The organism is Desulfovibrio sp. 86, from assembly GCF_902702915.1.
Classification (GTDB): Bacteria; Desulfobacterota; Desulfovibrionia; order Desulfovibrionales; family Desulfovibrionaceae; genus Desulfovibrio.
This window is the reverse complement of sequence record NZ_LR738849.1, coordinates 858,740-884,317: the sequence shown is the minus strand read 5'-3', so window position 1 is coordinate 884,317 and position 25,578 is coordinate 858,740. Positions and strand designations below refer to the sequence as shown.

The 25,578-nt window shown below is 57.5% G+C and carries 25 protein-coding genes, 2 tRNA genes and 1 pseudogene; 9 read left to right on the top strand and 19 right to left on the bottom strand.

Going from position 1 to position 25,578, the window contains the following annotated elements:
- Nucleotides 1–69 precede the first annotated feature (69 nt).
- The 8 genes and pseudogenes from DESU86_RS03835 to DESU86_RS03805 form a co-directional block, all read right to left on the bottom strand.
- Nucleotides 70–678 carry a TetR/AcrR family transcriptional regulator gene (locus DESU86_RS03835; RefSeq protein ID WP_179979837.1) on the bottom strand — a complete coding sequence of 203 codons (609 nt, stop codon included), beginning with the start codon at nucleotides 676–678 and terminating at the stop codon, nucleotides 70–72.
- Nucleotides 679–981: 303 nt separating this feature from the next.
- Nucleotides 982–1,650, bottom strand: coding sequence for a DUF1641 domain-containing protein (locus tag DESU86_RS03830; RefSeq protein WP_179979836.1), 669 nt, complete (start codon nucleotides 1,648–1,650; stop codon nucleotides 982–984).
- Between the two features lie 12 nt (nucleotides 1,651–1,662).
- Nucleotides 1,663–2,904: a type III sulfide quinone reductase, selenoprotein subtype gene (gene sqr, locus DESU86_RS03825; RefSeq protein WP_179979835.1), complete on the bottom strand. Its 1,242-nt coding sequence runs from the start codon at nucleotides 2,902–2,904 to the stop codon at nucleotides 1,663–1,665.
- Nucleotides 2,905–3,346: 442 nt separating this feature from the next.
- The gene (locus DESU86_RS03820; RefSeq protein WP_179979834.1) at nucleotides 3,347–5,050 is read right to left on the bottom strand and encodes a sensor domain-containing diguanylate cyclase; all 1,704 of its coding nucleotides are present in this window, start codon (nucleotides 5,048–5,050) and stop codon (nucleotides 3,347–3,349) included.
- 545 nt (nucleotides 5,051–5,595) lie between these two features.
- Nucleotides 5,596–5,937: a carboxymuconolactone decarboxylase family protein gene (locus DESU86_RS03815; protein ID WP_179979833.1), complete on the bottom strand. Its 342-nt coding sequence runs from the start codon at nucleotides 5,935–5,937 to the stop codon at nucleotides 5,596–5,598.
- A gap of 113 nt (nucleotides 5,938–6,050) precedes the next feature.
- On the bottom strand, nucleotides 6,051–6,344 hold the full coding sequence (locus tag DESU86_RS14480; RefSeq protein WP_232088400.1) for a DNA cytosine methyltransferase: 294 nt from the start codon (nucleotides 6,342–6,344) through the stop codon (nucleotides 6,051–6,053).
- A complete protein-coding gene (locus DESU86_RS14475; protein ID WP_232088250.1) occupies nucleotides 6,287–6,484 on the bottom strand; it encodes a hypothetical protein in 198 nt (65 codons plus the stop codon). The genes DESU86_RS14480 and DESU86_RS14475 overlap by 58 nt, the downstream gene beginning before the upstream one ends.
- A 30-nt stretch (nucleotides 6,485–6,514) precedes the next feature.
- Nucleotides 6,515–7,123: pseudogene (locus DESU86_RS03805) on the bottom strand (IS3 family transposase); the annotation flags it as partial.
- A 152-nt stretch (nucleotides 7,124–7,275) separates the two neighbouring features.
- Here DESU86_RS03805 and DESU86_RS03800 point away from each other — a divergent pair.
- On the top strand, nucleotides 7,276–7,503 hold the full coding sequence (locus DESU86_RS03800) for a hypothetical protein (RefSeq protein WP_179979832.1): 228 nt from the start codon (nucleotides 7,276–7,278) through the stop codon (nucleotides 7,501–7,503).
- A 39-nt stretch (nucleotides 7,504–7,542) separates the two neighbouring features.
- Here DESU86_RS03800 and DESU86_RS03795 read toward each other — a convergent pair whose 3' ends face one another.
- The 6 genes from DESU86_RS03795 to DESU86_RS03770 all read right to left on the bottom strand — a co-directional run bounded on the left by DESU86_RS03795 (nucleotide 7,543) and on the right by DESU86_RS03770 (nucleotide 10,002).
- On the bottom strand, nucleotides 7,543–7,776 hold the full coding sequence (locus DESU86_RS03795) for a hypothetical protein (RefSeq protein ID WP_179979831.1): 234 nt from the start codon (nucleotides 7,774–7,776) through the stop codon (nucleotides 7,543–7,545).
- 267 nt (nucleotides 7,777–8,043) lie between these two features.
- Nucleotides 8,044–8,328, bottom strand: coding sequence for a hypothetical protein (locus tag DESU86_RS03790; protein WP_179979830.1), 285 nt, complete (start codon nucleotides 8,326–8,328; stop codon nucleotides 8,044–8,046).
- 41 nt (nucleotides 8,329–8,369) lie between these two features.
- Nucleotides 8,370–8,579, bottom strand: coding sequence for a hypothetical protein (locus DESU86_RS03785; protein WP_179979829.1), 210 nt, complete (start codon nucleotides 8,577–8,579; stop codon nucleotides 8,370–8,372).
- Between the two features lie 174 nt (nucleotides 8,580–8,753).
- The gene (locus tag DESU86_RS03780) at nucleotides 8,754–9,206 is read right to left on the bottom strand and encodes a hypothetical protein (RefSeq protein WP_179979828.1); all 453 of its coding nucleotides are present in this window, start codon (nucleotides 9,204–9,206) and stop codon (nucleotides 8,754–8,756) included.
- Nucleotides 9,207–9,806: 600 nt separating this feature from the next.
- Nucleotides 9,807–9,883 (bottom strand) — tRNA-Pro (locus DESU86_RS03775).
- A gap of 43 nt (nucleotides 9,884–9,926) precedes the next feature.
- Nucleotides 9,927–10,002: transfer RNA gene (locus DESU86_RS03770), tRNA-His, on the bottom strand.
- Between the two features lie 259 nt (nucleotides 10,003–10,261).
- Between DESU86_RS03770 and murA the strand changes: the two genes are divergently transcribed.
- The 3 genes from murA (at nucleotide 10,262) to DESU86_RS03755 (ending at nucleotide 13,003) form a co-directional block, all read left to right on the top strand.
- Nucleotides 10,262–11,515: a UDP-N-acetylglucosamine 1-carboxyvinyltransferase gene (murA, locus tag DESU86_RS03765; RefSeq protein WP_179979827.1), complete on the top strand. Its 1,254-nt coding sequence runs from the start codon at nucleotides 10,262–10,264 to the stop codon at nucleotides 11,513–11,515.
- A gap of 19 nt (nucleotides 11,516–11,534) precedes the next feature.
- Nucleotides 11,535–12,269, top strand: coding sequence for a BON domain-containing protein (locus tag DESU86_RS03760; RefSeq protein ID WP_179979826.1), 735 nt, complete (start codon nucleotides 11,535–11,537; stop codon nucleotides 12,267–12,269).
- Between the two features lie 275 nt (nucleotides 12,270–12,544).
- Nucleotides 12,545–13,003 (top strand): GNAT family N-acetyltransferase, encoded by a 459-nt coding sequence (locus DESU86_RS03755; protein WP_179979825.1) that lies wholly within the window; start codon nucleotides 12,545–12,547, stop codon nucleotides 13,001–13,003.
- A 43-nt stretch (nucleotides 13,004–13,046) separates the two neighbouring features.
- Here DESU86_RS03755 and DESU86_RS03750 read toward each other — a convergent pair whose 3' ends face one another.
- The 4 genes from DESU86_RS03750 to DESU86_RS03735 form a co-directional block, all read right to left on the bottom strand.
- Nucleotides 13,047–13,550 (bottom strand): translation initiation factor 2, encoded by a 504-nt coding sequence (locus tag DESU86_RS03750; protein ID WP_179979824.1) that lies wholly within the window; start codon nucleotides 13,548–13,550, stop codon nucleotides 13,047–13,049.
- Nucleotides 13,551–13,695: 145 nt separating this feature from the next.
- Nucleotides 13,696–14,199, bottom strand: coding sequence for a cob(I)yrinic acid a,c-diamide adenosyltransferase (locus tag DESU86_RS03745; protein WP_179979823.1), 504 nt, complete (start codon nucleotides 14,197–14,199; stop codon nucleotides 13,696–13,698).
- On the bottom strand, nucleotides 14,199–15,221 hold the full coding sequence (amrS, locus tag DESU86_RS03740; RefSeq protein ID WP_179979822.1) for an AmmeMemoRadiSam system radical SAM enzyme: 1,023 nt from the start codon (nucleotides 15,219–15,221) through the stop codon (nucleotides 14,199–14,201). Before amrS ends, DESU86_RS03745 begins: the two co-directional genes overlap by 1 nt.
- Nucleotide 15,222: 1 nt before the next feature.
- Nucleotides 15,223–16,494 carry a hypothetical protein gene (locus DESU86_RS03735; RefSeq protein ID WP_179979821.1) on the bottom strand — a complete coding sequence of 424 codons (1,272 nt, stop codon included), beginning with the start codon at nucleotides 16,492–16,494 and terminating at the stop codon, nucleotides 15,223–15,225.
- Between the two features lie 243 nt (nucleotides 16,495–16,737).
- On the opposite strand from DESU86_RS03735, the gene purM reads away from it, so the two are divergent.
- From purM to gmhB, 3 genes are all read left to right on the top strand, one after another.
- On the top strand, nucleotides 16,738–17,802 hold the full coding sequence (gene purM, locus DESU86_RS03730; protein ID WP_179979820.1) for a phosphoribosylformylglycinamidine cyclo-ligase: 1,065 nt from the start codon (nucleotides 16,738–16,740) through the stop codon (nucleotides 17,800–17,802).
- A 275-nt stretch (nucleotides 17,803–18,077) separates the two neighbouring features.
- On the top strand, nucleotides 18,078–18,542 hold the full coding sequence (locus DESU86_RS03725) for a YccF domain-containing protein (protein WP_179979819.1): 465 nt from the start codon (nucleotides 18,078–18,080) through the stop codon (nucleotides 18,540–18,542).
- A 310-nt stretch (nucleotides 18,543–18,852) separates the two neighbouring features.
- The gene (gmhB, locus tag DESU86_RS03720) at nucleotides 18,853–19,458 is read left to right on the top strand and encodes a D-glycero-beta-D-manno-heptose 1,7-bisphosphate 7-phosphatase (RefSeq protein WP_179979818.1); all 606 of its coding nucleotides are present in this window, start codon (nucleotides 18,853–18,855) and stop codon (nucleotides 19,456–19,458) included.
- Nucleotides 19,459–19,620: 162 nt separating this feature from the next.
- Here gmhB and fliM read toward each other — a convergent pair whose 3' ends face one another.
- Nucleotides 19,621–20,601, bottom strand: a complete 981-nt coding sequence (gene fliM, locus DESU86_RS03715) for a flagellar motor switch protein FliM (protein WP_179979817.1) — start codon at nucleotides 20,599–20,601, stop codon at nucleotides 19,621–19,623.
- Nucleotides 20,602–20,783: 182 nt separating this feature from the next.
- Between fliM and DESU86_RS03710 the strand changes: the two genes are divergently transcribed.
- Nucleotides 20,784–22,640, top strand: a complete 1,857-nt coding sequence (locus DESU86_RS03710; RefSeq protein WP_179979816.1) for an ASKHA domain-containing protein — start codon at nucleotides 20,784–20,786, stop codon at nucleotides 22,638–22,640.
- Complete coding sequence (locus tag DESU86_RS03705; RefSeq protein ID WP_179979815.1) at nucleotides 22,641–25,229, top strand: small ribosomal subunit Rsm22 family protein; 2,589 nt, start codon at nucleotides 22,641–22,643, stop codon at nucleotides 25,227–25,229.
- The last annotated feature ends 349 nt before the right edge of the window (nucleotides 25,230–25,578 follow it).

Below are 25,578 nucleotides of genomic sequence, written 5' to 3'. Positions count from 1 at the left end.
GTTTGTTTAAAATTGTGTCACAATTTTTTACCGATCACGGATTCTCGGTAATCAGTTGAAATTTGCTTGTCAGGAATCGAGAAGGACGCTGAAAGAAAGAAGCTTTGAAACGGTAGCAAAGTAGTCGTTCAGATTGAATTTGAAATCTGGCTCAAGTATGGCAGACATGTTTTCCACGATAATAAAACTGTTCAATAACATACTAAAAATACGCGATAAATAGAAAGGGTCTATGGAGCTATCAATACTGCCTTCTTTTTGCGCACGCCGAATGAGATTAATTATGTGCCCACCATTGTATTTTTGCTCATGCTCTCGCAGAGCAATGCAGAATTCTTCACTGGGCGCACAGCTTTCACGTGTGGCGATAACTGAAAGCCAGGGGCAGGTTTCGTGAATGATGTGAACCTGCTTGAAAAGAAGGCGTAATTCTTCGGTGGCAGAGTTACTTTCCTGGCTTATTTTATCCAGCACTTTTTCATAAAAAAAGAACTGTGATCTGAGAACATACAAGTATAATTTTTTCTTTCCGCCAAAGTAATAAGATATCGTTGCAAGGTTGACATCCAATGCTTGACAAATTTCTCTTACAGAAACAGCTGCATAACCTTTTTCTGCAAAAAGCTTTGTAGCAACTTCAACGATATGGCGGATCTTTTTCTCTTTTGCCGTGGGCATGCAACGCCTTTATATAAAACAGTTATTGCATGTTCTATATTATTATATACTACACAAATGGTAGTATAACATCACCACTTTTTTTCTTTTCTCCTAAGCTTGAAATGAATTCATTGCAATACCTTTTTGAAGAATTTGGTATAAGAAAAAATTGGTCTTTAGATAATATTTTGGAATGTAAGTATTTTATAATTGAAAAAATAGGCAGAGGCGGACCGCGTGAATGGCCCCATGCCGTGACGGAATCGGAAGATTCCCGACATGCGGCTCAGACCTGCGGCCCGCCCTGTCATACAAATAGCGTTATTTGGACGAATTCCCTTGTGCAGAGAATTTTCCGGTAGCTTTCAGCACTTCCACCACCAGACCCAGAGCCTGCCTGCCTTCGGGACTGCGCAGCGCGCCCAGCAGGGACAGTACGCCAGCGGGTTTCACGTTTGACGTGTCGATGGCGCTCATGAGGTCGAGCATGGCCGTGATCTTGCTTTGCAGTTCCGGCTCGGCAAGGCGCTGCATCAGGCTGGTCACAAAGGCGAGGCCTTCGCCCGTTTTGGCGATGTCCTCGGGGGTCATGCCGTCCAGCAGGTTGCCGCCGGCATCCTTGAGGGCGGCCGCCTTTTTGAACACGCCCTTCTGTTCCCACTGGCCCATTTTTTCAACGATATGCGGGAAGGTCTGCCCCACGGCGGGATGCAGCACGTGCCACAGGTCAGTAGCGTTTTCAATCTGGTCGAGAAGCCAGGTAAGCCTGGGGACTGTCAGCAAGCCCTTTCTGGCCAGGTCAAGGATGTCGTCAAGCGTAACCCGGCCATTGAGAACTTCCATCTCTTCAACCATAAGGCGGAAGGCGTGGTTGCCGATGGGCGTCAACTGCTCCATCAGCAGGCTGCTGTTTTCCTTGCCCGCCTGAAGGTCGGCAAGCCGATCTTCAATGGCGTTCAGCCGTTCGAGAATTTTATCTTCAGGTGTCATATACCCTCCAACCTACTTGTTGCGCAGCAAGGAGGTATCTTTCCCTGCAAGGTACATGTTGGGCTCAAACGGCAGTTCGTGGCCTTTGAGCATGAGGTTGTAATACACCCATTTGAACATGAGCTTGCCCCAGTAGTTGATGTGGCTTTCGCCCAGCAGTTCAAAGGGGCCGACGCCGGGCAGGGGGAACATGCCGGGCAGGGGTTCCACGGCGTAGCTGAAGTCGATGAGCGAGGCCTTTTCAAAGCCCGTGACGATAAAGCAGTTGGTATGGCCGTCAAAGCGGTAGTAGTTGTCGGTGCCCTCGATGTCGGACATCAGGTTCTGGGCGATGACGTCCACTTCAAAGTGGGCCACCGAACCGGCCTTGGAGGCGGGCACGTTGGTGGCGTCGCCAACTATGTACATGTTGTCGAACTTCTTGGCGCGCAGCAGTTCCTTGTCGGTATCCACATAGCCGGTCACGTCGGACACTTCGGAATCAATGAGGAATTCCTGGCCCAGGTTCGGGGGAATGGTCACCAGCAGGTCGTAGGGGATTTCATCGCCGGTGACGGACGCGATGACGGCGCGGTCGGCCTCAACGCTGTCCACGGTCCAGTTGGTCGTGACCTTGATGCCTTTCTGTTCGCACAGCGCGCCAAGGATATTGTTGGCCACGGGCTTGGTGAAAGCGCCTGTCAGCGGGGTCACAAGCTCGATTTCCACATTCTGGCGCACGCCCATTTTCTGCAGGTACCAGTCTGCCATGTATACGAATTCCAGAGGCGCCACAGGGCACTTGATGGGGGTTTCGCAGATGTGCAGAACGAGCCGGCCCTTCTTGAAGCGCTTCAGCTTTTCGTACAGGGCGGCCGCGCCGTCGGGAGTGTAGAAGTTGTGGATTTTGCCGCCCCAGTCGTCCAGCAGGCCGGGGACCTCATCTGGAGCGATTCTTGCGCCAGTGCCAATGATTATCCAGTCATAGGTGTAGGTGCCGTTCTGACATTCTACCTTGCGGGATATGGGATCTACCGCGTTAATAGTGTCGATGACAAAATTAACGCCGCGACTGATAAAGTCTTTCTTGGGGCGCACACAACCCTGCGGCGTGTCGACTCCAAAAGGAACCAGCAGCCAGCCGGGCTGATAGTGGTGGATGGGATCGCGGTCGATGAGGGTTATCTCCCATTCTCTTTCGCTCAATAACTTTCTCATCTTTGTGGCAATCATGGTTCCACCAGCGCCAGCACCAAGAATAAGCAATTTTTTCATACAATTAACCCCGAATTGAAAGTAGAGTCTTTCGCCCTGAAACGGTTCGCTTACTACGTGCAACCTCGGCAGTTGCAGGCCCATATCATAGTAAGATGGTATTTTTTACCTCTACCATAAATATTTTGAGGCTGCATCATATTCGTCAATAAAACTGGTTAGGTATTGTTTAATTAATACTATTATGGTATGTTTTAAGGCGCGATGGCAACACCCGCGCAAGCTCTATGGCGGCAGTAACAACCGGGGGTTACTGAAAAAAATTTACGGGTGGCCGTGGGGCCGTGGGCGTGGAGGATTGGGGGAGCGGGCCGTGAGGCCGTGAAGAAATGGGGCGTGAAGGAGTGGGGCGTGGGGCCGTGGGGGAGTGCGAGAGGTACCCCTCGTTGTCAAAGGGGCCCCGCAAAGCGATTAAAAATGATATTGCCCCTGCGGCACGGTCCTATTTGCGCATCTGGGCAGTCTGTTTTTTGGCCCGGCAAACTTCACGTTGGTGGCAGGGGGCACATGGTGCGGCACACAAAGGGGAGGGGGGTTCATCGTGCGGCGCTTCCATCTTGTGCTGGTACTGACACACCCTGTTTTTCCCCCGGCGCTTTGCCTCGTACATGGCAGTGTCGCCGCGCCGCACCAGTTCGTCCCGACCAACGTCGTCCGTATCAGTCACAACGACGCCAATACTGGCGGACAGCCCCTGCCAGGGCGTATTTTTTGTAAAAAGGGACTTCATGGCCTTTTGCAGGCGGCATGCCCGGTTGACCACCTGTTCCACGCTGTGGACCTTGGCCAGATACAGAACAAATTCGTCACCGCCGATGCGAGAGGTGAGGGCTTCGTTGAAGTGTTTTTTCAAAAGCCGGGCCGTCAGCCTCAGGGCGTCGTCCCCGGCACGATGCCCAAACGTGTCATTGACTTTTTTGAAGTCATCCAGATCCACAAAAAGCAGCGCCGAGCCAACAGCGACTGTTTCCGGCAATTGGCTGTAAAAATATCTTCTGTTGTACAGTCCGGTGAGCTCGTCAGTATTGGCGCTGCGTTCCAGCATCTGCTTTGAGTTGCGCTCCGATGTCACATCTCTGTAAATGACCAGCTTGCCGATGCGGTTTTGGAACATGTCCACGATTTCTTTTTCGTATGACTCAAGGATGATTTCTTCGCCCTTTTTCCATGACCGTATTTCAAGGTGGTCGCCTACCTGCTTCAAGTGGTGGTCCTTGATGGCAATGGCGCGCACCTTTGAGCGGTAACTGCCCAAAATTTCTTTCACGTTCTCAAAGCGGAAAAAATCCAGAAACTTTTGATTCGCGTTGGCAATCCTGTTTTCTTCGTCCAAAATCATGGCTGCAAAAGGCAGGTTTTGCAGGATTATTTCAACCTCTGCGCTCGATTTTGTAATATCTGTCATGTCATAGGCAATGCCCACCGTGCCGATGATGACATCGTGCTCGTCGAATATGGGTGACTTGCGCGTTTTGAATTGCCGCATGCCCAGTTTGGTTTTCACCGATTCATCAAAGGTACAGGTCACGCCACGGGCAATGACCTCCTCTTCGGTCTCAAGGCAGACGTATTCGCTCTGCGCATATTCGTCCGGTTCAATATCCCATATATAGTAGTGGCCCCGCCCGATGACATCCTCTTTGCTTTTTCCCACAAAACGGCAAAAAGCCTGATTGACCTTGAGGTGCTCACCCCGGATGTCTTTGAACCAGATCAGGTCGGGGGTGGTATCGATGGTGGTTTCCAGGCAATGCTGCAACAGCGCATGCTCTTTGCGCAGCAGCGCGTCGCGCAGCAAACCTTTGACCCTAAGGGCGACAACGTCCGGGTTTGCCGGCAAGGGCCAGATATCGTCCAGCAGGGAAACCAGGGACTCTTGCAAGGCGGCTTCTTGGCCTGCTGTGTCGATGAGGACTATACGCGCTGCGGGTTTGGCTGTTTTTTTAAGGTCGGGCAGCACGGAAAGGTGCGTGGAATCTATGAAAAAAATATCTTCTCCGGCCCGATCCGTCGCAGAAAGGGATTGCGCTTCAGCACTGAAGGTTACCTTGTGCCTGAAGTCAGCATCAGCCTGCAAAGCCCTGAACGCGGCTTCAAGCATTGGCTCCGGAGAGCAGAGGCTGATGCGTAACATACAGTGGAACATGAACATACTCCAGTGTAAAGCTATGTTTTATATTACAAAAGCAATTATCTTGTATCTATGATACTAAAACTGTTTGTATTATGTCCAGCAGCGCAACTCTCTGGCTTTGTGGAATACTGCCCAAGAATAGACATGGACGTCCGGCTTGCCGATGCTTTTTTTACGGGCACGAAAATGCCCGACAGGTTGCGGAAGCAAATTGGCGCTGGCGGCGGTGCAAAAAGGGCCATGCGTGTCGCAATGAGGATGCTAAGTATGAAGTATGATTGTAAATATACGAGGGAAAAGTGGCAGATATGTGTCGTGAAGGGACAGCCTGGCCGCACAAGGGCTTTGACAGGTTAGGATTGGGGCAGCATAAAGCGGGCTCGAAGGAGGAGGGGAAGAATTATTGTGCGGAGCAAAGAATATTTTGCGCGATTGGTCGCAAAATGGTCGCAAAAACAAAAGCGGTCATCTGCAAAATGCAGATAACCGCTTGCTTATATCTGGTCATGGGGAAGGATTTGGACTTTCGCCCCCCTGCAAAAGCTATTTGGGCGGGCCTATTTGGCAGAAAACTGGTCGAAGGCTTCAAGAATTTTAGAAGAATACACCAGTGCGGCCCCGGCGTTCAGGTTAATGGCTACAGCCAGGGTTTCCAGCAACTCATCACGGCTTGCTCCTGCTTTTACCGCGGCATCTGCGTGCACGGAAATGCAGCCCTCGCAATGGGTTGTTGCGGCAACAGCCAGGGAAATAAGCTCGCGCGTTTTTTCGTCCAAAGCTCCCTTGCTTGATGTCGCTTTACCCAGAACTTCCAGCGCGTCTATGATGCCGGAGTTGCCATTAGCCAGCGTTCCGATGGTGCCCATACTTGCATCAAGAGTCTCTTTCCAGTTTGCCATGTTTGCCTCCTTTGTAGGTGTCACTGGCAGCTGACGTTTTTTAGCCCATGATTGACTATTTTTAAAGCAAAAGATGTTCTGTAGAAACTGCAGTCAAGATTGCCATACGAAAGTTACAGGCTCACTATGGAAATAGTATAATTCACGTCGCCGCACTGCATATTGTGCGTCCAACACTCTGTAGGCCCACCCATACCCGAGTTTGCCCAATGTGTGGACAAGGAGGGCAAAGCCTCGTCCCCCCCATTACTGGAAAGGACTCCGGGAACATTTCCCCAACCAATCCAGCGCGGTGACACATAATCAACCAAGCGGAGATAGTGCAGGGCCAAGCCTCCACGCTCTCCGGTCATTCCGGCGCGATTTCCGGCAACGCTGAAATCCTGGCAGGGGGTGCCGCCGACAATAAGGTCAACTGCTCCACATAGTATTGCTCTCCATCAATCTTGGTCATGTCGCCAAGATTCGGCACATCTGGATAATGGTGCGCCAGAACGGCCACGGGAAGGGCTTTATTTCCGAAAAAGCCACAGGGATGGGTAATCATCCCCTTTCTAGTAGCTCTTCAAAGTAGAGCCTATGCTACCAGTTTAAGTTTCATGGCTGGGGTGGTGATGCCGCCAATGCCCATGTGTGGTCGCTCATTATTATATGTCCACAGCCAGGCCGTGGCAAACCCTTGTATTTTTTCCAGAGATTCAAAGAGATACTGATTCAGCCAATCGTAACGAACTGTCCGGTTGCAGCGTTCGATGTAGGCATTCTGCTGTGGCTTTCCCGGTTGGATATGCCGTATTGCAAGGTTCCGCTTCTCTGCCCACGATAAGAGCCGGGCGCTTATGTATTCCGGGCCGTTATCACAGCGAATTTCTTGCGGGCAGCCACGCCACTCGATGATTTGCTCCAGTGTTCGCACCACGCGTTCGGCTGGAAGCGAGAAGTCTATCTCAATCCCAAGCCCTTCACGGTTAAAGTCGTCAATAACGTTCAAAAGTCTGATCGTTTGCCCGTCCCGGAGCTGGTCATGCATAAAATCCATTGACCATATCTGATTCACAGATTCAGGTACGCTCAATTCCTCAGGTTTATCACGCTTGAGACGTTTTCGAGGCTTGATGCGCAAGTTCAGCTCCAGCTCTCGGTAAATTCGATACACGTGCTTATGGTTCCAGGCACACCCTGAGATGCGACTTTTTTCTGGGGGGATTACTAGGGCGGGGGTCTTTTTGCACGGTTTTTTTATCCGAGGTATAGATTTTTTGCTCAGAAAACTTTTTAACAATCTTGACAATATTAATAACATTAAGCAAAATATTATTAACAAACAAAGGGGCTATTATGTCAGTTGATTCAACTTTGAAAATATTGTCAGAAGAAATAAGGCAGCTTGAGGCTCAGGCCGCGTTGGTACACGTAATAAGATCAACGGCAAAAAACGGCACGAGGTTAACTGAATTTGGGCAAGAACTTGTAAGGATTTGTCTAAAGCATCAGATATCTCAAGCACAGATTGCTAAAATTTTAGATATCAGTCCTCCTGCCGTCCACCAGTATGCTGCTAAATAAAACAGTAATACAGTGAAAGGAATGATAAGAACCCCGCTCTCATATGAGGGCGGGGTTCTCGTTTTCTCTAGTTTTTTGCATCTGGCGGGCATCATCAAGCAGGATGGCGCAGAACTCAACATTCTTTCCCAACTTGCCGATAAGGTGGGCCAGGCCGTCCATACCTTCAGGCAGGGTTCCGGCCAGATGCTCCATAGCCGCTGCCGTGTGGTAAAGATGCATGATGACGTTTTCCGGGGGCGCGCACTGCGCTTGGCTGATTGACTGGGACATGAGGCACCTCTTGCGGTTTTTTCTATTGGAGCCTGCAGAACACAAAAAGCTCCGGGTGCTAGAAACTGCCGCAAGACAGCCGGGCCTATTTCTCAGAAGGGTATTGTATTAGCCCACACCCGGAGCCGTAACACTCCATAGCTGCGTCTTTTTCCAGTAGACGCAAAAAAACCACAAGCTGTCGGGTGTGGAACCGCTGTTGAATCAAGGTGTTTCTAGCACCTAAGAAACCCGATGCCCCGCAAGGAGGCATCGTGTCAAGCATGGCTACTCAATGGTGAGAATTAGCGGGAATATCTCAAACAATATGGCTTCCTTTCCCTTTGAAAACTTTTGCTTATGCATTACAAGCAGGCCATTTTTGTCTTCCAGTGTGCCGACAACGGAACCATTTGGGGCTTTGTCCAGCCGTTTCAGCATGTCTCCCACCAGGTCCATCCCTTTTTCTAGATCTCCGCGCATTAAAGCCACACCTGCGCAGATCATCAGCTTGACGCCAGCCTTGTTTACCAGAGCGCTGTTTTTATCTTTCTTGGGAAGCTGGAGGCTCATTGCCTGTATGCGGCGTATTTGCCCATTGTGCTGCTCTGCGCCTAAGAGGCCACAAGTGCCCCTTCGTTCCTGAAACCCCACATAAGGGTGTCTTTGCGATGAGCCAGCTTCAGTTCAAAATGTTCCAGCATGACTTCCATCACCGTGTCGATCTGCTTGGGCGTCAAATTAAGCCCTTGTGGTTCATCCTTGGCAGAAGCTGTTGTAGCAAGGCAAAATAAAGTCAGTAAACAGGCAATCAGTATTCTCATCCCAAACCCTCCTCATAGAGATTTTGAAATAAAACCTACTGCCAATCATCTGGAATCGTCAGCAGGTAAGGCGCTTACAAACCTATTGGCGATAAGGCTGCTTTCGCCATCAGAAAAATTTATGGCTTTTGCCAAGCAAAGATAGCTTCAGGCACTACCATGCTAATCTTCAAGTTATGGTAATGTATTTGAAGAAGGTTTTCCCTCGAATAAAAGTTTTGCTCGGCTATCAAAGCCCGATTGGACATTGTTCAGCACCTCAGGGGTGACATCCTGGGGATTCAGGTCGCGGAACGTAATATACATGACTGTTGTGCGCGATAGGGCATTACTGTCTAAATCCATAATGCTAATGAGAAGGAAAAGTCGCCGTACTTTTTCTCGTTCAAGATAAAGGTGACTTTTTCCGATCTGCATTGTTAAATAAATTAGGTAGCGCGCATTGTTAGCCTTGGCTATTTTAGAGGCTTCGGGCCAAGGTTCATAACGGTCGCTGATGATAGCTCGTGTTGTATAGGGTGCGATAGCCTTCTGAAGCATTCTTGCAATTTGAGTTTCAATGTCTGGATAACGTGTGTAATCTCGTGGTGCGTCGGGCTCTGATCTTCTATCATCCTTGGCAATCATTTCCCCACCAGGAATCGTGATATAAACTATTTGCCCTCGTTCCAAGGTTCCAAATTCGGGCGGCCCGAACTCAGGTAGCCGCTTTGTGCAGCCACCCAGAGTCAGCAGGACTAATAGGGTAATAGTTAAAGTCCGCATTTATTCCCTCGCTAGCGAAAACTTGAAGATGAGCAGTTGGATATCACCACGGCGTTGATGGTGTAATGAAATCATAAGTTACGCCAAAACGCGACACCCCTTGTCGCTTTCTTTTTGCGCCATCAGTTCAGCAAGAAAAAAATCTATGCAGGAAAAGCACTCATCCGCGCCAACCTTCGGGCTTTTCTGTCAAAAAATTGCAAAAAAGAAAGTGCCGCAATGGGGGCTGAAACCGTTGCTGCGTAAGGGAGATTAGAGGGAGGTGGTAATTGCAGAGATTGCGGTAACTTGCAATCGTTTGCATTTATATTGCGGGCTATCAAAGCATGCCGATATTGTGACATGCTTATTTTATTGTTTTTATTTTTTTAGCGGCAATCAGTTTTTATGCTTTCTGTATCCTAGTGTGTATCCTAACGAAAAAAGGGCTTATGGTTATTCACCATAAGCCCATGATTTATTTGGTCGGAGCGAAAGGATTCGAACCTTCGACCCCCTGCTCCCAAAGCAGGTGCGCTACCAGGCTGCGCCACGCTCCGTAAAAAAACCCGCGCCGTGGCGTGTGCTGGCGCGGGAAATTTGTGGGGCGAAAGATGGGACTTGAACCCACGGCCACCTGGGCCACAACCAGGTGCTCTACCTACTGAGCTACTTCCGCCACGGGAAAGCTCTTATAAGCAGGATAATTTCTTTTGGCAAGACTTTTTTAGTCGGGTGCGATCTGGATTTTATCTAGAAAAAAAACTACACTCCGCAAACCGCCGCAAGAGGCAGCCTGCGGGTCCGCACCGGCCCTGGACGGCAAGCCCGTCAGTGCCTGCTCTCACTCGTCCGCGCACGTTCGCGTATGCCCGACGGGGTAAAACACCACACGACAAACATCGGCCGCAAAGCGGCATAACCGTTCGGGGATAGTTATGGATAAACTGGTCATTGAAGGCGGTCTGCCACTCACAGGCACTATTGAAGTCAGCGGGTCCAAAAATGCGGCCCTGCCCATTCTTTTTGCGGCCATTCTTGCCGAAGAGCCCGTCACCATCACCAATGTGCCTGACCTGCGCGACATCCACACGACCCTCAATCTCCTTGGGGTGCTCGGCTGCGACTGCCACTACGAAAAGGGGCAGGTGAAAATCGCCCCCGGAACGCTACTGCCCGAAGCGCCGTATGACCTTGTGCGCACCATGCGGGCCTCTGTGCTGTGCCTCGGGCCATTGCTGGCGCGCATCGGGCAGGCCCGTGTGGCCCTGCCGGGCGGCTGCGCCATCGGCGCGCGCCCTGTGGACCAGCACCTCAAGGGGCTGGAGCAGATGGGCGCGAGCTTCCAGCTGGAAGAGGGGTACATCATCGGGCGCTGCCGCAAGCTCACGGGCGCGCACATCACTTTTGACATGCCCACAGTGGGCGGCACTGAAAATCTGCTCATGGCCGCGACCCTTGCAGAAGGCGAGACCATTCTTGAAAACGTGGCCCGCGAGCCCGAGGTGGTGGACCTTGCCAACTTCCTGTGCGCCTGCGGCGCGCACATAACGGGGCAGGGCACGTCCACCATCCGCATCAAGGGCGTCAGTTCATTGCACAGCGCCGTTTACCCCGTCATGTCCGACCGCATTGAGGCCGGCACGTTTCTGGTGGCCGCAGGCATCACGGGCGGCGAGCTTTTGCTGCACAATTGCCCGTATGAGGAACTTGAGGCCGTCATTCTCAAGCTGCGCGGCATGGGCATGGAAATCATCCCGCAGGACAAGGGCGTGCTGGCCCGCTGCTGCTCCGCGCCCTTGCGCGGCACGGACGTGAAGACACAGCCCTTCCCTGGCTTTCCCACAGACATGCAGGCCCAGCTCATGGCGCTCATGTGCCTGGCCCAGGGGGCCAGTGTGGTGGAAGAGAGCATTTTTGAAAACCGCTTCATGCATGTTCAGGAACTGATGCGTATGGGCGCGCAGATTAAGGTTTCAGGCCATACGGCCATGGTGCGCGGCGTGCAGAAACTCACGGGAGCCCCTGTCATGGCCTCGGACCTTCGGGCCAGCGCTTCGCTGGTGCTGGCTGGCCTTGCGGCTCAAGGCACTACGGAAGTACGCCGTATCTACCATCTGGACAGAGGGTATGAGCATATCGAGCACAAGCTCAATGCCGTGGGCGCGCGCATCCGGCGCGAAAAGCAATAGACGCCCAAAGGAGAATGTCATGCAACGCCTGACGCTTATTCTGCTGCTGTTACTGCTGGCGGGCCTGAGCGGCTGCGCTTACGGCGGCTACGGTATCATCGACGACCAACGCCTTGTTGACACCATTTCGGACGACAAGGCCATGGCCACCAAGATCAAGACAGGCCTCATGGATGAAAGCTTCACCGGGGGCTGGTCTGTTGCTGTGTACAGTTTTTACCGCCATGTGTTTCTTGTGGGCGAGATCCCGGCGGACATGCAGGGCAAGGCCATAACCATTGCCCAGAAGTACAAGCCCCTTTCCGTCACGCCGCACTGGTTTACCCCTGCCACCAGCGACAGCAACAACATGATGCTGGCGGCGCGGCTGCGTAAGGATCTCATAGGCACCAAGGGGCTTTCGTCCTCGCGGATCGATACGGAGGTGAACTCGGGCCGCGTGGTGCTGCTGGGCGTGGTCAAGGACGACGCCGAAAAGCAGCTGGCCATACAGGCCGCACGCGGCGTGCCCGGGGTGACTTCCGTAACGAGCTACCTGATGTTGCCCCAAAAGGTCGGCCAGCTTGGCACAAGTACGCCTGAGCAGCACGATGGCGCGGGCCGCGCTGGCGAGGGCATGGGCGCTGGAAGCGAAGCGGGCGGCATGAACACGACCCCCGCGTCTTCACCGGCCCGTTCCGACGGCTCGTCTTCCGGCAGTTCATCTTCCAGCGGCGCTTCCGGCGGCGGTCTGGAAAGCAACGATCTGCCCTGACGCAGGCGCTGACGAATAATAGAGCAGATTAACTTTGAAATGTTTCACATTTCAAAGTTTTCATTCAGCCGAAAATGCGATTTTCGACGGAATCCACGCCACGTTGTGGCGCGCTGTACTTTCGTACAGCGTTAGAGCATTTACACTTTTTCAAAGTTAAAATGCTCTAACATCACCAGATGGCCCGGTTTTGACGCACATGTCGTTGCAAACCGGGCCATCTCTTTTATGTGTTCGCCTGCCAGGCGCAGGCGCGCAGCAAAAAGGGAAAACCCATGCATGACGCCGCCATACACATACGATCCGCCACCGAGGCGGATGTGGAGGCCGTTTTTCACATCCGCACCAGCGTGAAGGAAAACCACCTTTCTCTGGAACAGATGGCGGCAATGGGCATCACGCCCGACGCCATACGGGAGGCCATTGCGGCCGAGTCCTGCGCCTGGCTGGCCAAAGCTGATGGCAAAGCCGTGGGCTTTGCCATGGTTGATGCGGAGGAAGGCTGCGTTTTTGCCGCCTTTGTTCTGCCGGAATGGGAGGGGCGCGGGCTTGGCCGAAGGCTTATGGCCGAGGCAGAGGCCAGCCTTTTTCGCCGGCACGAAACCATCTGGCTTGAGACTGACGGCAGGAGCAGGGCCAGCGGATTTTACGCGCATCTGGGCTGGATGCCCGCCGCCACCTCTGGGAACGGTGACGTGCGCTTTGAAAAAAAGCGCCCCCGGCCAGGCGAATAGCCTTCCGAGGGCAAGCGAATAATCTTTCCGAGGACAGCCTTGTTCAGGCTCTGCCATTGCGCAAGGCCTGGCCCATGCGGCGCAGCCCTTCGCAGGGTTCGGCGGCCAGGTTTTCCCAGTCCTCTTCTTTGTGGCGCAACAGGGCGGCCGTGGCCTCAAGGGCCTCCTCGATGCTGTCCGTCCAGAGGCTGACGGCGCCGTGCAGCATAAGGCCGGGCCCTTCAAGGGGGCCGCGTATGCCCAGTACCGGAACCCCGGCCCCGGCGGCCAGACCCACTTCCACCCCGGCGTCCTGCCCGGACGCGCCGTAGTAGATGACCATATCCGCCTCGATGCAGGCGTCCCGGCAAAAGCTGTAGACCTGCCCGCCGTCCCTGTCCGTATCCATCCAGATGCGGCGTTCGGCGGGGGTGAGGCCGGGCGGCGGCACGGCCTTTTCCGTCCAGTCAAGAAGGCGGCAGCCCATGCCGCGCAGTTCGCGTCCCAGAAGCCGCACACCGTGTTTGTGCTTGAATGAGCCAGCCACGTAGATGGTCAATGCCGTCATGAACAATCCTTTTTACCGTTTCAGATCTGAAAACGCGTTGTACTCTGTAAAAAATGTAAAGGTTTTGGGGGGTGGGGGCGTGGGGGAGGAGACCCTTTTACAAAAGGGTCTCCTCCCCCACAAAATATTGCAACGTGACCTTGCGCTAGTATTCGATTCCGGGGCTGGCCTTGACGCCAGAGCGCCACGGATGCTTGATTTCTGTCATGGACGTGACAAGATCGGCGGCTTCCACCAGCCAGTCCGGGGCGTTGCGGCCCGAGAGCACCAGGTGTTTATCCCGCTGCCGGGCAAGGGCGAGCAGGTCTTCCACTTCTTCCTGCGTCAGAATGCCCGCGCTCAGGGCGTACAGGGTTTCGTCCAGCACCAGCATGTCCACATGGGCCAGTTGCTCCCGCGCCCAGTCAAGCATGCGCAGGGCGGCCTGCCGGTGCGCGGGGCGGTCTTCATCCTTGCGCAAGAAACCGAGTCCCCCGGCCACAAAGCGCGGCCCAAGCCACTGCGACAGCATGGCCTGTTCTCCGGCCTGTCCGTCGCGCTTCATGAACTGGCCAAAAGCCACCTTCATGCCCTGACCCAGGGCACGTACGGCCTGCCCTGTGCAGGCGCTGGTTTTTCCCTTGCCGTCGCCAGTATATACAAGAATCATCAGATCCAGACTCCGGGCAGTGTTGTATGGCAGGAAGGGCAAACGCCCGGTGCGCCCGCCTGCATATGCATGGCTACGCTGTAGCCCTGGCGCTCAATGACCAGCACGCCGCATTCAGGGCAAAAGGTATTGCTGGCCATGGCGCTCAGCGCGTTGCCGATGTACACGAAGTTCAGACCTTCCTGGCGGCCGATGCTCCATGCCTCTTCCAGTTTGGAAAGAGGTGTGGAGGGGTGGTCGGCCATCTGGTGCGCGCCGTGAAAGGCCGAAAGGTGCCAGGGCGTGTGGGCTCCCAGTTCCTGATGGATGAAGGCTGCCGCCTCCTTGAGTTCGGCGGCGCTGTCATTGACGCCGGGAATGACCAGGGTGGTCACTTCCAGCCACCAGCCGAGTTTACGCATGGCTTTGAGATTATCAAGCACAGGTTGCAGACGTGCGCCGCAATACTGCCGGTAAAAGCTGTCGCGAAACGATTTGAGATCCACGTTGACGGCGCAGACGCGGCGGCTGAGGGCCCGCAGGCATTCTTCCGACATGTAGCCGTTGGTCACGAGAAGGCAGCGGATATCACGGGCGGTGGCCAGCCCGGCCGTTTCATATACCAGTTCAAAAAACACCGTGGGTTCATTATAGGTAAAGGCCATGCTGCGTGCGTGATTTTCCTGCGCGAGCACGATCAGGTCTTCGGGCGTCGCCCTTTTGCCGGGCACGAGGCCGCTGGGGGGGATGTGGGCAATGCTGCTGTTCTGGCAGTATTTACAGAAAAAATTGCAGCCTGCGCTGCCAATGGAAAAGGTTCTTGAGCCGGGTAAAAAATGGTAGAGCGGCTTTTTTTCCACCGGGTCCATATTGACGGCCGTAACAACGTTGCCCACAAGCGTGACCAGTTCGCCGTTACTGTTGGCGCGTACGCCGCACAGGCCCTTGTCGCCTTTTTTCAGGCGGCAGGCGTGGGCGCACAAGTCGCACTGAACGGAACCCTTGTGCGCGCCGTCCAGCGCGTGCCAGAGCAGTGCCTGCATATCAGCGCCCCCCTGCGGAAGTGTTGGGGTTTATGGTGCTGTACGGCACGGCGGGGGCTGTGCCGCTCTGGGGCGGCGGGGGTTGCTGCCGTTGCCCGGGCTGGCCCTGCTGCTGGCTTTGGGGCGCGCCCTGTTGCTGGCCCTGGCCGCCGTACCCCGGCTGGCCGTATCCGTGCTGGCCATAGCCCTGGTCATAGCCCTGATTATAGCCCTGCGGCGGCATGCCCATGGGCGGCCCCCAAGGCTGCGGCATGTTTTCCTCCATGTTTTGTGGATCGCCCTGCTGCTGCCATTGTTGTTCGTCCGCAAGGATGTCGGCCTCTTCATTGGCTCTCTGGTTGAGGGTGGGCGGGGCATAGGTCTGGCCATAGGTTGGGCCGTATGGCTGACCATAGGGCTGGCCATACGGTTGCCCATTGGTTTGGCCGTATCCCTGATTGTATCCCTGATTATATCCGGGGCCGTAGCCTTGTCCGCCATGGCCCTGACTGCCATAGTCCTGATTGCCGTAAGTATTGTGGTTGCTGCCCGGTGCGGGCTGGCGCTGGACATTGCCCTGCCCCTGTGAAGGATTGGGGCCGGGGCGAGGCCCGTCCGTGGGCCAGGAGGGGCCGCCGGGATGCGGATTGCTGTTGAAATAGGGGTCTTGCTGCCAGTTGTCGCTTCCACCGCCAGCTTGCGGGCCGCCAGATTGGGCTCCGCCGGGCCGCTGGCCTGGGTACTGGGCATTGTGATCGCCGGAGTGTTGCTGGCCGGGGCGCGGGTCGCCGTGGTACTGGCCGTTGCCAGGCTTGCCGCCGTGGTACTGTCCGCCACCGGGATATTGTCCCCCCGGATGGGGATTTCCCGGATACTGGCCGCCGGGATACTGGCCGCCGCCGGGATACTGACCGCCGGGGTAGGGCACTCCGGGGAGCGGCCCGCCAGGATATGGCCCTCCCGGGTAGACGCCGCCCTGTCCGCCGACGGTATAGCTGCCGTCGGGCGACACCCAGGGGGTGACATAGATGGGCCCGTTCCATTGCTGCGGCTGCGCAGGCGGCGGTGGGGGCACAACTGAAGTGACAATGTCTCCATTGCTGTCGCGCCGTGTACTTGTATGTGCCCGCCGGTCGGGGCCGCCTTCAAGGTCTTGCGTGCCCCATACCTGTGCGCCGCCCTGCTGCCCGGGTGGGGGCACGTACTCTTCGTTTCGCCCGGCCGCCGGGGTGGGGCGGACGCTCCACAGGGCGCAGATCGCGCACAGCAGACATATGGACGTAAGTTTTTTCATGGCTACCTTCTTGATGGTAGTATGCGCATGTTCTTTCCCGTCCTTACTCTAGCAGTGGCGGTGAAACTGGTCTACGAAAAATGGCAGGATCGGCGCGCTGGTAAAAAAACGTGACAGCGCCCGACAGCACGATGAAGGGAAAAAAAGGCAGCCTGAAAACGTTGGCGCGGCCTAATGGCAAAAAAGTCGCTTGGGCTTTGCGGCAAAATCTGCTAAAGAACGCCAATCTAAAGGAGGCTACGGATGTCCAGCGATCGCGCAAAAGCCTATACGCAGGCAGGCGTTGACATTGAAGCGGGAAATACCCTTGTTTCGCGCATCAAATCTATGGTGCAGAGCACCCAGACCAGGGGTGTCATCTCAGATATAGGCGGCTTTGGCGGCCTGTTCCGACCTGACCTCAGCGGCATGAGCGAGCCTTTGCTGGTTTCCTCCACGGATGGCGTGGGCACCAAGCTCAAGCTGGCCTTTGCTTTTGACAAGCACGATACCGTGGGTATCGACCTGGTGGCCATGAGCGTCAACGATATCTTGGTACAGGGTGCCAATCCTCTGTTTTTCCTGGATTATTTTGCAACGGGCAAGCTTGACGTGGATACGGCGCAGACCGTCATCGGCGGCGTGGCCGAAGGCTGCCGTCAGGCCGACTGTGCCCTGCTTGGCGGCGAAACCGCTGAAATGCCCGACATGTACGCCCCCGGCGAATACGATCTCGCGGGCTTTTGCGTGGGCATTGTGGACAATGCCAAGCTTATCGACGGTTCGGCCATCCAGGTTGGCGACCACATCGTGGGCATTGCCTCCTCCGGTCTGCACTCCAACGGCTATTCCCTGGCCCGCAAGGTGCTGGAAAAGAGCGGTCTCAAACCTGATGACGCTTTTCCCGGAGCCGATGGGGCCACCGTGCGCGAAGTCATGCTGGCGCCCACCATCATTTACGTTGAAGCCGTGCGCTCCCTTTTGCGCGACCTCAAGGTCAAGGGCATGGCCCATATTACCGGCGGCGGCTTTTACGACAATATCCCCCGCGTGCTGCCCGCCCAGGTCGAGGCCCGCATCAATTTCGGCAGTTGGCAGATGCCTCCGGTCTTTCGCTGGCTCAAGGAAACGGGCGACCTTTCCTGGCCGGAAATCCTGCAGATTTTCAACGGCGGCATAGGCTATGTGATGGTGCTGCCCCCTGATCAGAGTGAAGAGGCCATCAGCCGCATTCAGGCCTTCAACCTGCGCGCCTGGCACATCGGTGATGTGGCCCGCCGCAGCAAGGGCGACGGCGGCGAAACCGAACAGGTCGTGGTGCACTTCTAGAGCCGCTTGCCTTTGAGAATGGGCATTCCCAAAGGTTACGACGCGCCCGCCTTGGCGCTTAACAGCGCAAATACATAGCGGTGTAGTCTTCGTCCGTATCGATCTGTCCTGCCCCGTAGACGTTTCCGTCAACGGGTCAGGCAAGCCCTGCGGGTACGGGCTGAAGCTGTGTTTGCGCCTTCGCTGCTGGCGAGCGGCTGCATGTGCAACCGCCGCAGCGATAACAAGTGGAACGTGTTCTTTACCGTCGTTTACCCTGATTTGGGAGAACATATATGAACAGTACCCTGGGCTGCCTTGGCAACGCGCTGTGGTTTTTGCTGGGCGGCGTTTTTATGGGCCTCATGTGGTGGCTGTTCGGCGTGCTCTGCTTTATCTCCATTGTGGGCATCCCCTGGGGGCGCGCGTGCTTTGTCATGGGCAACTTCGCCTTTTTCCCCTTTGGCAAGATGCCCGTTTCGCGCGATGTGCTGACAGGCTCCCCGGATGTGGGCACGAGCGTGTTCGGCACAGTGGGCAACATCATCTGGCTGCTGTTGGCGGGCATCTGGATTGCCATGGGACATCTTGTGTCCGCCGCCGCATGCGCGGTGACCATTATCGGCATTCCCTTCGCATGGCAGCATGTGAAGCTGGCCGCACTGGCCCTGTGCCCCATTGGCAAGACCATTGTGCCCGCGCCTGTGGCGCAGGCGGCCGAAGAAGCCGCGACTCTGCGCGACTACCACGGCAGACGCTGAGCAAGCGCCTGAAAAAAATCTTTTCCGGCCCCATGTTCCTTTGAATATGGGGCCGTTTTGCGCTTCTGAATCAAAAAAACTTTTCGGCTGAACCCTTGCAGCTTGCGGCCGCTGCACTCTCGTGCAGCGTGAGAGCTTTTTACCTTTGAAAAGATCAAAGGCCCTGGGGCCTGTGCGGATTTTTTTGCAATTGGCCAGGATTTGCGGCATGATGGACGACGCATATCTGTGGTTTCCAGCGGCTTCAGGACACAAAGAAGCGGGTTCGGCGCAGGCGGCGCCCCGCTCAAGAACGGTCAGGAGAAAGCATATGGTGGAAGGTAAGGTTTTGCGGCGGGCAGTATTTCTTGACCGTGACGGCACGCTGAACAAGGATGTCGGCTACGTATACCGCAAGGAAGACTGGCAATGGCTGCCCGGCGTGGCCGAGGCGCTCAAGCGCCTGCGGGCCGTGGGCTATGTGCTTGTGGTGGTGAGCAACCAGTCCGGCATCGCGCGCGGCATGTATGACCGCGAGGCGCTGCGCCTGCTGGAAGAATGGGTGAATGCGGAACTGGCCGCCAAGAACGCGGCCATAGATGCGTGGTACTACTGCCCGCATCTGCCTGAAATCACCGGCCCCTGCGAGTGCCGCAAGCCCGATCCGGGGCTCCTGCTGCAGGCCGCCCGCGATCTGGATCTTGATCTGGCCAACTCCTGGATGATCGGCGACCGCGTGCGCGATGTGCAGGCTGGTCTTGCGGCGGGCTGCCAGAGCATCTTGCTGCACCCCGAAGGCAGCGACAACAGCGATGACGATGACGTGCCGGACGGCGTGGCCGTGGTGCCGCATCTGCCAGCGGCGACAGTGCGCATCCTGGCTCCGCGCATGCGGCAGTTGCGCGCGGCGCGCATGCTGGAAAAAATGAAGGAATGAACAAAAAGGCCCGGCTGTGTAAACGGGCCTTTGCTTGTGGCAACACTGCGGGCGTGCGCTTTTGGCGTCGCCTGAATTCTGTTTGCTGTTGGCGGCGGCGTCAGGTAGCGCCAAGCGGCGTCAGGCGGCGCAGGTCTACCGGGGCAGGCCCGGCAACTGCGATCAGGTGTATTGCGGTTCGTTTTCCTTGATAATCTGAAAGGACTTCATGGCCTTCACGGTGCCGGCTATTCCCTGATACTTGCAGACTCCGGCCACGGTGCAGTTCAGCAGGTCTTCCTGATCCTTGTCCAGCACAAGAACGTCGCCAACCTGCATGCGCAGCAACTGGTTGCCTGTGATGGTGGTGCTGCCGAAGTGCACCTTGAGTTCAATGGGCGTTTCCAGCAGGCGCTCCTTGAGGCGCGCCACCCAGGCGTGGTCCACTTCAAGCCGTTCCGTCTGAAAACTGGCGTGCAGTTTGGAGCGGATGGGCTCGATGGTGGCGTAGGGCAGGCAGATAATCATGGAGCCCAGAGCCGTATCCAGCTCAACCTCAAAGGTGATGACGACAACGACGTCGCTGGGCGGCACAATGGCGGCGAACTGCGGGTTGATTTCGCTGCGCACCAGTTCAAGCTTCACGTCGTGCACGGGCCGCCAGGATTCTTCCATATTTTCCAGGGCGATCTTGACGATCTTATCCACCACGGCCTGTTCGATGCGGGTAAATTCGCGGCCTTCCACCTTGGGCTGGGAGCCAGCGCCGCCAAAGACGCTTTCCACCAGGGCAAAGACCAGGCGGGAGTCCACAACCATGATGGCGTTGCCGCGCAGGGGGTCCATCTTGAAGATGTTGATGGACGTGGGCACGGGCAGGGAGCGCATGAACTCGCCGAACTTGGTCATATCAATGGATATGGGATTCAGTTCAACGCGCTTGCGCACGGAGTTGGAAAGGGCGTTGGTGCAAAGCCGGGCGAAACGGTCATTGACGATTTCAAGCACGGGCATGCGCCCGCGTATGATGCGGTCCTGATTGGCAAGGTCAAAGGCCACAATGCCGGAATCGTCTTCCGGGGTCTCAACTTCGCTCTCAATTTCGCCGCCGGAAAGCCCGCGAAGCAGTGCATCCACTTCATCTTGCGCCAAAACTTTGTTCATGCCAGCCCCAAAAGTGCCTGGTGAGGGTTTGCTTTTTCCTTGATCAACTATTGCTGGAAAATATTGCAAGAAAAAGGCCATTTTGACAAGGGCGGACAGGGGCGCGCAGCGTGACGGCGCGGCCGCGCCTTTTCCTTGCCAACCATGGCCCCTTGAGGCAGGCTACATCCGGAGCGATATCCATGCTGTTACAAATTTTTTTTGCCGCCGGAACCGCCGCATCCCCGGGGGAAAACGCGGACGCAAAACCCCTTGAAATAGAAGCTGCGCCGGGCCAAAGCCTTTCGCAGGCCATCTGGCTTTCCGGGCAAATGCCCCCCCAGCCCCTGTGCGGCGGACTTGGCCGTTGCGGCCGGTGCCGGGTGCGCTTTGCGGCAAAAGCTCCCGCGTCCCTGCCCGCCGAAGCGGACGTTTTTTCCGCCAGTGAACTGGCTGAGGGCTGGCGTCTGGCGTGCCGCCGTCAAGTGCCTGACGGAGAAAGGCTCGCGCTGGAGCTTCCCCAGGAAAGCATGGCGTGGCCGTCTGGCCCGGAAGATGTTGCCGCCACGTATGTCGCACACCACAGGCGGCACACGCCGGGCAGCAGTTTGGCGTACAGCCCGGCTGGCGCTTGGCCTGACATTTTGGCAGGCTGCCCGGCAGGCGGCTCGACGGACACCCAGGCTGACAATGCTGCGGGAAAGCCCGTTCCGCTGGCTCTGGCTGTGGACTTGGGCACAACGTCCGTGTACTGGCGCGCCGTTGGCATATCCGTTGACGGAGAGCGCGAAAACACGGCAGGCGTTGTGGGGCAGGGCAGTTTTCTGAACCCGCAGGCCGGGGCCGGGGCGGATATCATGTCGCGGCTGGCCGTGGCGCGGCAGCCGCAAGGCCGCAGCGTGCTGTCCCGACTGGTGCGGCGCAGCCTGCGAAATGTGGTGGATTTCCTTGAGCAAAAAGGCGCGGCGCGGGTGGAGGGCTTGTGCCTTGCCGCCAATACGGCCATGACGGACATTTTTTTGGATCTGCCTGTGGACGGCCTGTGCGCCGCGCCCTACAGGCTTGCGCATGGCGGGCATGAAACGGTACAAGTGCCCGGCCTGCCGCCAGTGTACATCCCGCCCTTGCCCGCTCCCTTTGTGGGCGGCGACGTGAGCGCGGGGCTGGCCGCGTTGCTGGCCGGGGACATGCCGCGCCCCTTTGTGCTGGCGGACCTTGGCACCAATGGCGAACTGGCGCTTGTGGACGCGCAGGGCAGGCTTTTGCTGACCAGCGTGCCGCTGGGCCCGGCCCTTGAGGGCATTGGCCCGCAGTGCGGACAACTGGCCGGGCCGGGGGTGATTACGGATTTCAGCCTTGCGCCCACGGGCCTTGAGGCGCATTTCTTCGCCCGGCGGCCTGAAGATGACCTGCGTGAGCACGGCGGGCACTGTCCGTGCCCTTCCTGTCAGGCTGTCAGGCACAAAGCCTCCGCCAGCGGGCTTTTGGGACCGGCGGCGGAAGACGGCAGGGCGCGGGGCATCAGCGCCACCGGTTATGTGTCCCTGCTGGCCGTGCTGCTGCGGACGAAACTTGTGCGTGAGGACGGCGGCTTTGAATCCGCTCCGGCCATGCCCCTGGCCCGCAGGCTGGCCGCGTGCCTTGAACCGGGCAAGGACAGCGGGGGCATGCGTCTGCGTCTGCCCCACGGCATGTGGCTGTGCGCCGCTGACGTGGAGGAACTGCTCAAGGTCAAGGCGGCCTTTGCCCTGGCGCTGGAAAGCCTGCTGGCTGCGGCGGGGCTTGTCCCCGGCGATGTGGCCGCCCTGTGTCTGGCGGGCGCTCTGGGCGAACATGTGCGGGCGCAGGACCTTGAGACGCTGGGCTTTTTGCCGTCGGCTCTGGCTCCGCGCCTGCGGGCCGTTGGCAATGCCTCTTTGGATGGCGCGGCCCTTCTGGTCCGCAACGCGCAGATGCGCGAAAACCTGGCCGCACTGTGCGCCACAGCCCGACTGCTGCCCCTTGTGGAAGAAAAGAATTTTCATCAGAACTATTTACGCCACATGCGCTTTGGAGCATAAATGTCAGATCAGCAAAAAAAGAAACCGCGTCCGGACCGTTCCCGCAACGGCGAAGTCTCTCGTGACAAGCCCGCAGACAGACCTGCGAAAAGGCCTGCGGACAGGGACAGGACAGCAGACAGACCCGGTCAGGACAAGGGTGGCGAAGGCCATTCCCGTCCCGACAGGGCGGGAGCGGGCAAACCCGGCGGTTCGCGCAGCGGCAGACCCGGTCAGGACAAGGGCGGCGAAGGTCATTCCCGTCCCGACAGGGCGGGAGCGGGCAAACCCGGCGGTTCACGCAGCGGCAGGCCCGGTCAGGACAAGGGTGGCGAAGGCCATTCCCGTCCCGACAGGGCGGGAGCGGGCAAACCCGGCGGTTCGCGTAGCGGCAGGCCCGGTCAGGACAAGGGCGGTGAAGGCCATTCCCGGCCCGACAGGGCGGGAGCGGGCAAACCCGGCGGCTCGCGCAGCGGCAGGCCCGGTCAGGACAAGGGCGGCGAAGGCCATTCCCGTCCCGACAGGGCGGGAGCGGGCAAGTCCTATGAGGATAAAGGCCGGCCCGAAAAAGCTTGGCCCGAAAAATCTGGGGCCAAGAAATATGAGCCCAAAAAATATGAGCAGGACAAGGGCAGATCCGGCAAAACCGGGTCTGACAAAAACTGGCCCGGCGAGGGTCGTGACAAGAGCCGGGGCCAGGACAGAGAGCAGAACCGGGGCCGGAACCGGGGTCAGGACAGAGACCGTAGCTGGGGCCAGGACGCAGGCAAGGGCAGAGACAACGGGCCGCGCCCGCCGCACTCTGGCAGGCCGCGCTCCGACGCGCCGCGCTCCGGCAGGGGTGGAGCGTCAGCCGAAGGCTGGCCCGATGCCAAAAATGCTTTTGACCGCGCAGATGGTCAGAACAGAAACAGGGCTGGATTCAACAGGGACGGACGCGACCGGGACAGCTTTAGCAGGGATGATTTCAACCGGGACAGGCGTGAATCCATAACCGCCCGAGCCCCGCGCCCGGCCACCGCCCAGAGTTACGCCTGGAAGGGGGCAATGCCGTTGTTTCCGCCTTTGACGGAAGAAGCGCGCGTCATTCTTGACCAACTGCCGGAAGTGCTGGCCCGCGTATGGCCCCTGAGCGCGGCCCATCGCCGTTCGCTGCCCGACGACATAGCCCGGCTGTCACGCCTGCTCACCACCGAGCGGGCGGCCCTTGACCGTCCCTACTGGGGTACTCCGGCCTTTGTCAGCGCGTATATGTACTATTTTTTGCCCTGGAATCTGGTGCGGCTCATCCGCCTGCTGGCGGCAATGCCCCTGCCGGACCCGCAGGCCGTCGCGGCTCAGGGCGGCAAGGCTCTGCTGATCGATACAGGATCCGGCCCGCTGACCTTGCCTCTGGCTCTGTGGCTGGCCCGTCCCGAGTGGCGGCAAGCGCCCATTCAGGTACTGGCTCTGGACAGTTCGTCGCAGCCGCTGGAACTGGGGCGCAGCCTGTTGCACGAAGTGGCAGCCCTGACCTTCCATCAGCCCTGGCAGGTGCAGATCGTGCGGGCTCCGCTGGAGCAGGCCGCGCGACAGGCCGCGCCGCTGCTGTCCGGAGGGCAGGCCCGGCCCTGGCTGGTCAGCGCCGCCAACGTGCTCAATGAACTGCGTTTCGGCAAAAGAAGCGGCCGCGCCAGCACGCTTGATTCCTACGACGAAGACGACGCCCCCCTGATGGGGAGAATGGACGATCCCGATGCGGAAGGGCGCGCCGGTTCCGGCCAGTCGGCGGATCCGGACGAACGGCCCGACGATTGCCGCGAGGAGCGGCTTGCGCGTTTTCTGGATGCGCTTGCGCCGCTGTTCCGCAGCCATGGCCGCTCCGCCACGGACGGCGCGGAAGGCCAGTCTTCTGGCCCATCCCTGCTTTTTGTGGAACCCGGCACGCGCCTCGGCGGTTCCACCATTATGGATCTGCGTCATCTGGCTGTGGAGGGCGGGCTTACGGCCCTGGCCCCGTGCCCGCATCAGGCGGCCTGTCCGCTGCTGGGCGGTCAGGGAGGCCGCACCTGGTGTCACTTTACCTTTGGCAGCGAAGACGCGCCCAGATGGCTTGAAGACCTTTCCGCCGATGCCGGGCTTGGCAAAAGCGGCCTGAGTCTCGCGCCGCTCCTGCTTTCGCCCGTGGCAGCGCCGGAAGTTGCGGCTGGCCAGGAGCAGGGACGCAAAACTTCCGGCAGCATGAAGGCCCGCGTGCTCACAGCGCCTTTTGCCGTTCCCGGCCTTGCGGGCCGTGGCCGCTATGCCTGTGCCGCCTGCGGTCTGTTGTTGCTGGAAGATGCCGACGGGCTGCCGTCCGGCAGTCTGCTCGAGGTGCAGGTGCCACCGGACGCACGGCGTGACGCCAAGAGCGGCGCGCGCATTGTGCGGCGGCCGGGTTACGGGGGCGCGTCCCCCGCCGGGCATGGTTATGCCCACGCAAGCCCTGCGGCCCCTGCAGAAGGCATGCCGCGTCCGGCCCGTCCGGCCCGCCGGGATGCTCCGGCCCGACCGGACTCCCGTCGGCCATCTTCCGAGCGCGATTCCGGCAGGCCGCAAAGGCGCGGTGGAAAGGGCGGGAAAAAAGGCTAAATCTATTTTTTCACGCAGTACCAACCCCCACAGGGCGCGCCTCCCCGCGCGTTTTGTGGGGGTTTTTGCGTGGAGAATGGCTCTTAGAGCAGTTTACGAATGAAATGAGTTAAATGCTCTGCAAGGATTTTTCTGAAAATCCTTGCCACGAAATGCGAGTAGGCGGGCTTTTGTCTGCCGTACGCGAGCATTTCAAGTGTTAAATGCTCTAGAGCATTTTCGCATTGAGAATATCTATTCTCGCGGCTGGAGCAAGCGTAGTTTCCTGCGCCACAAAGCCTGAAGCAATGCTTTCAAAACGCCCGCTCCGGCGGTTAACCGCGCAGATACACTGCGCGTATGCCTCCAC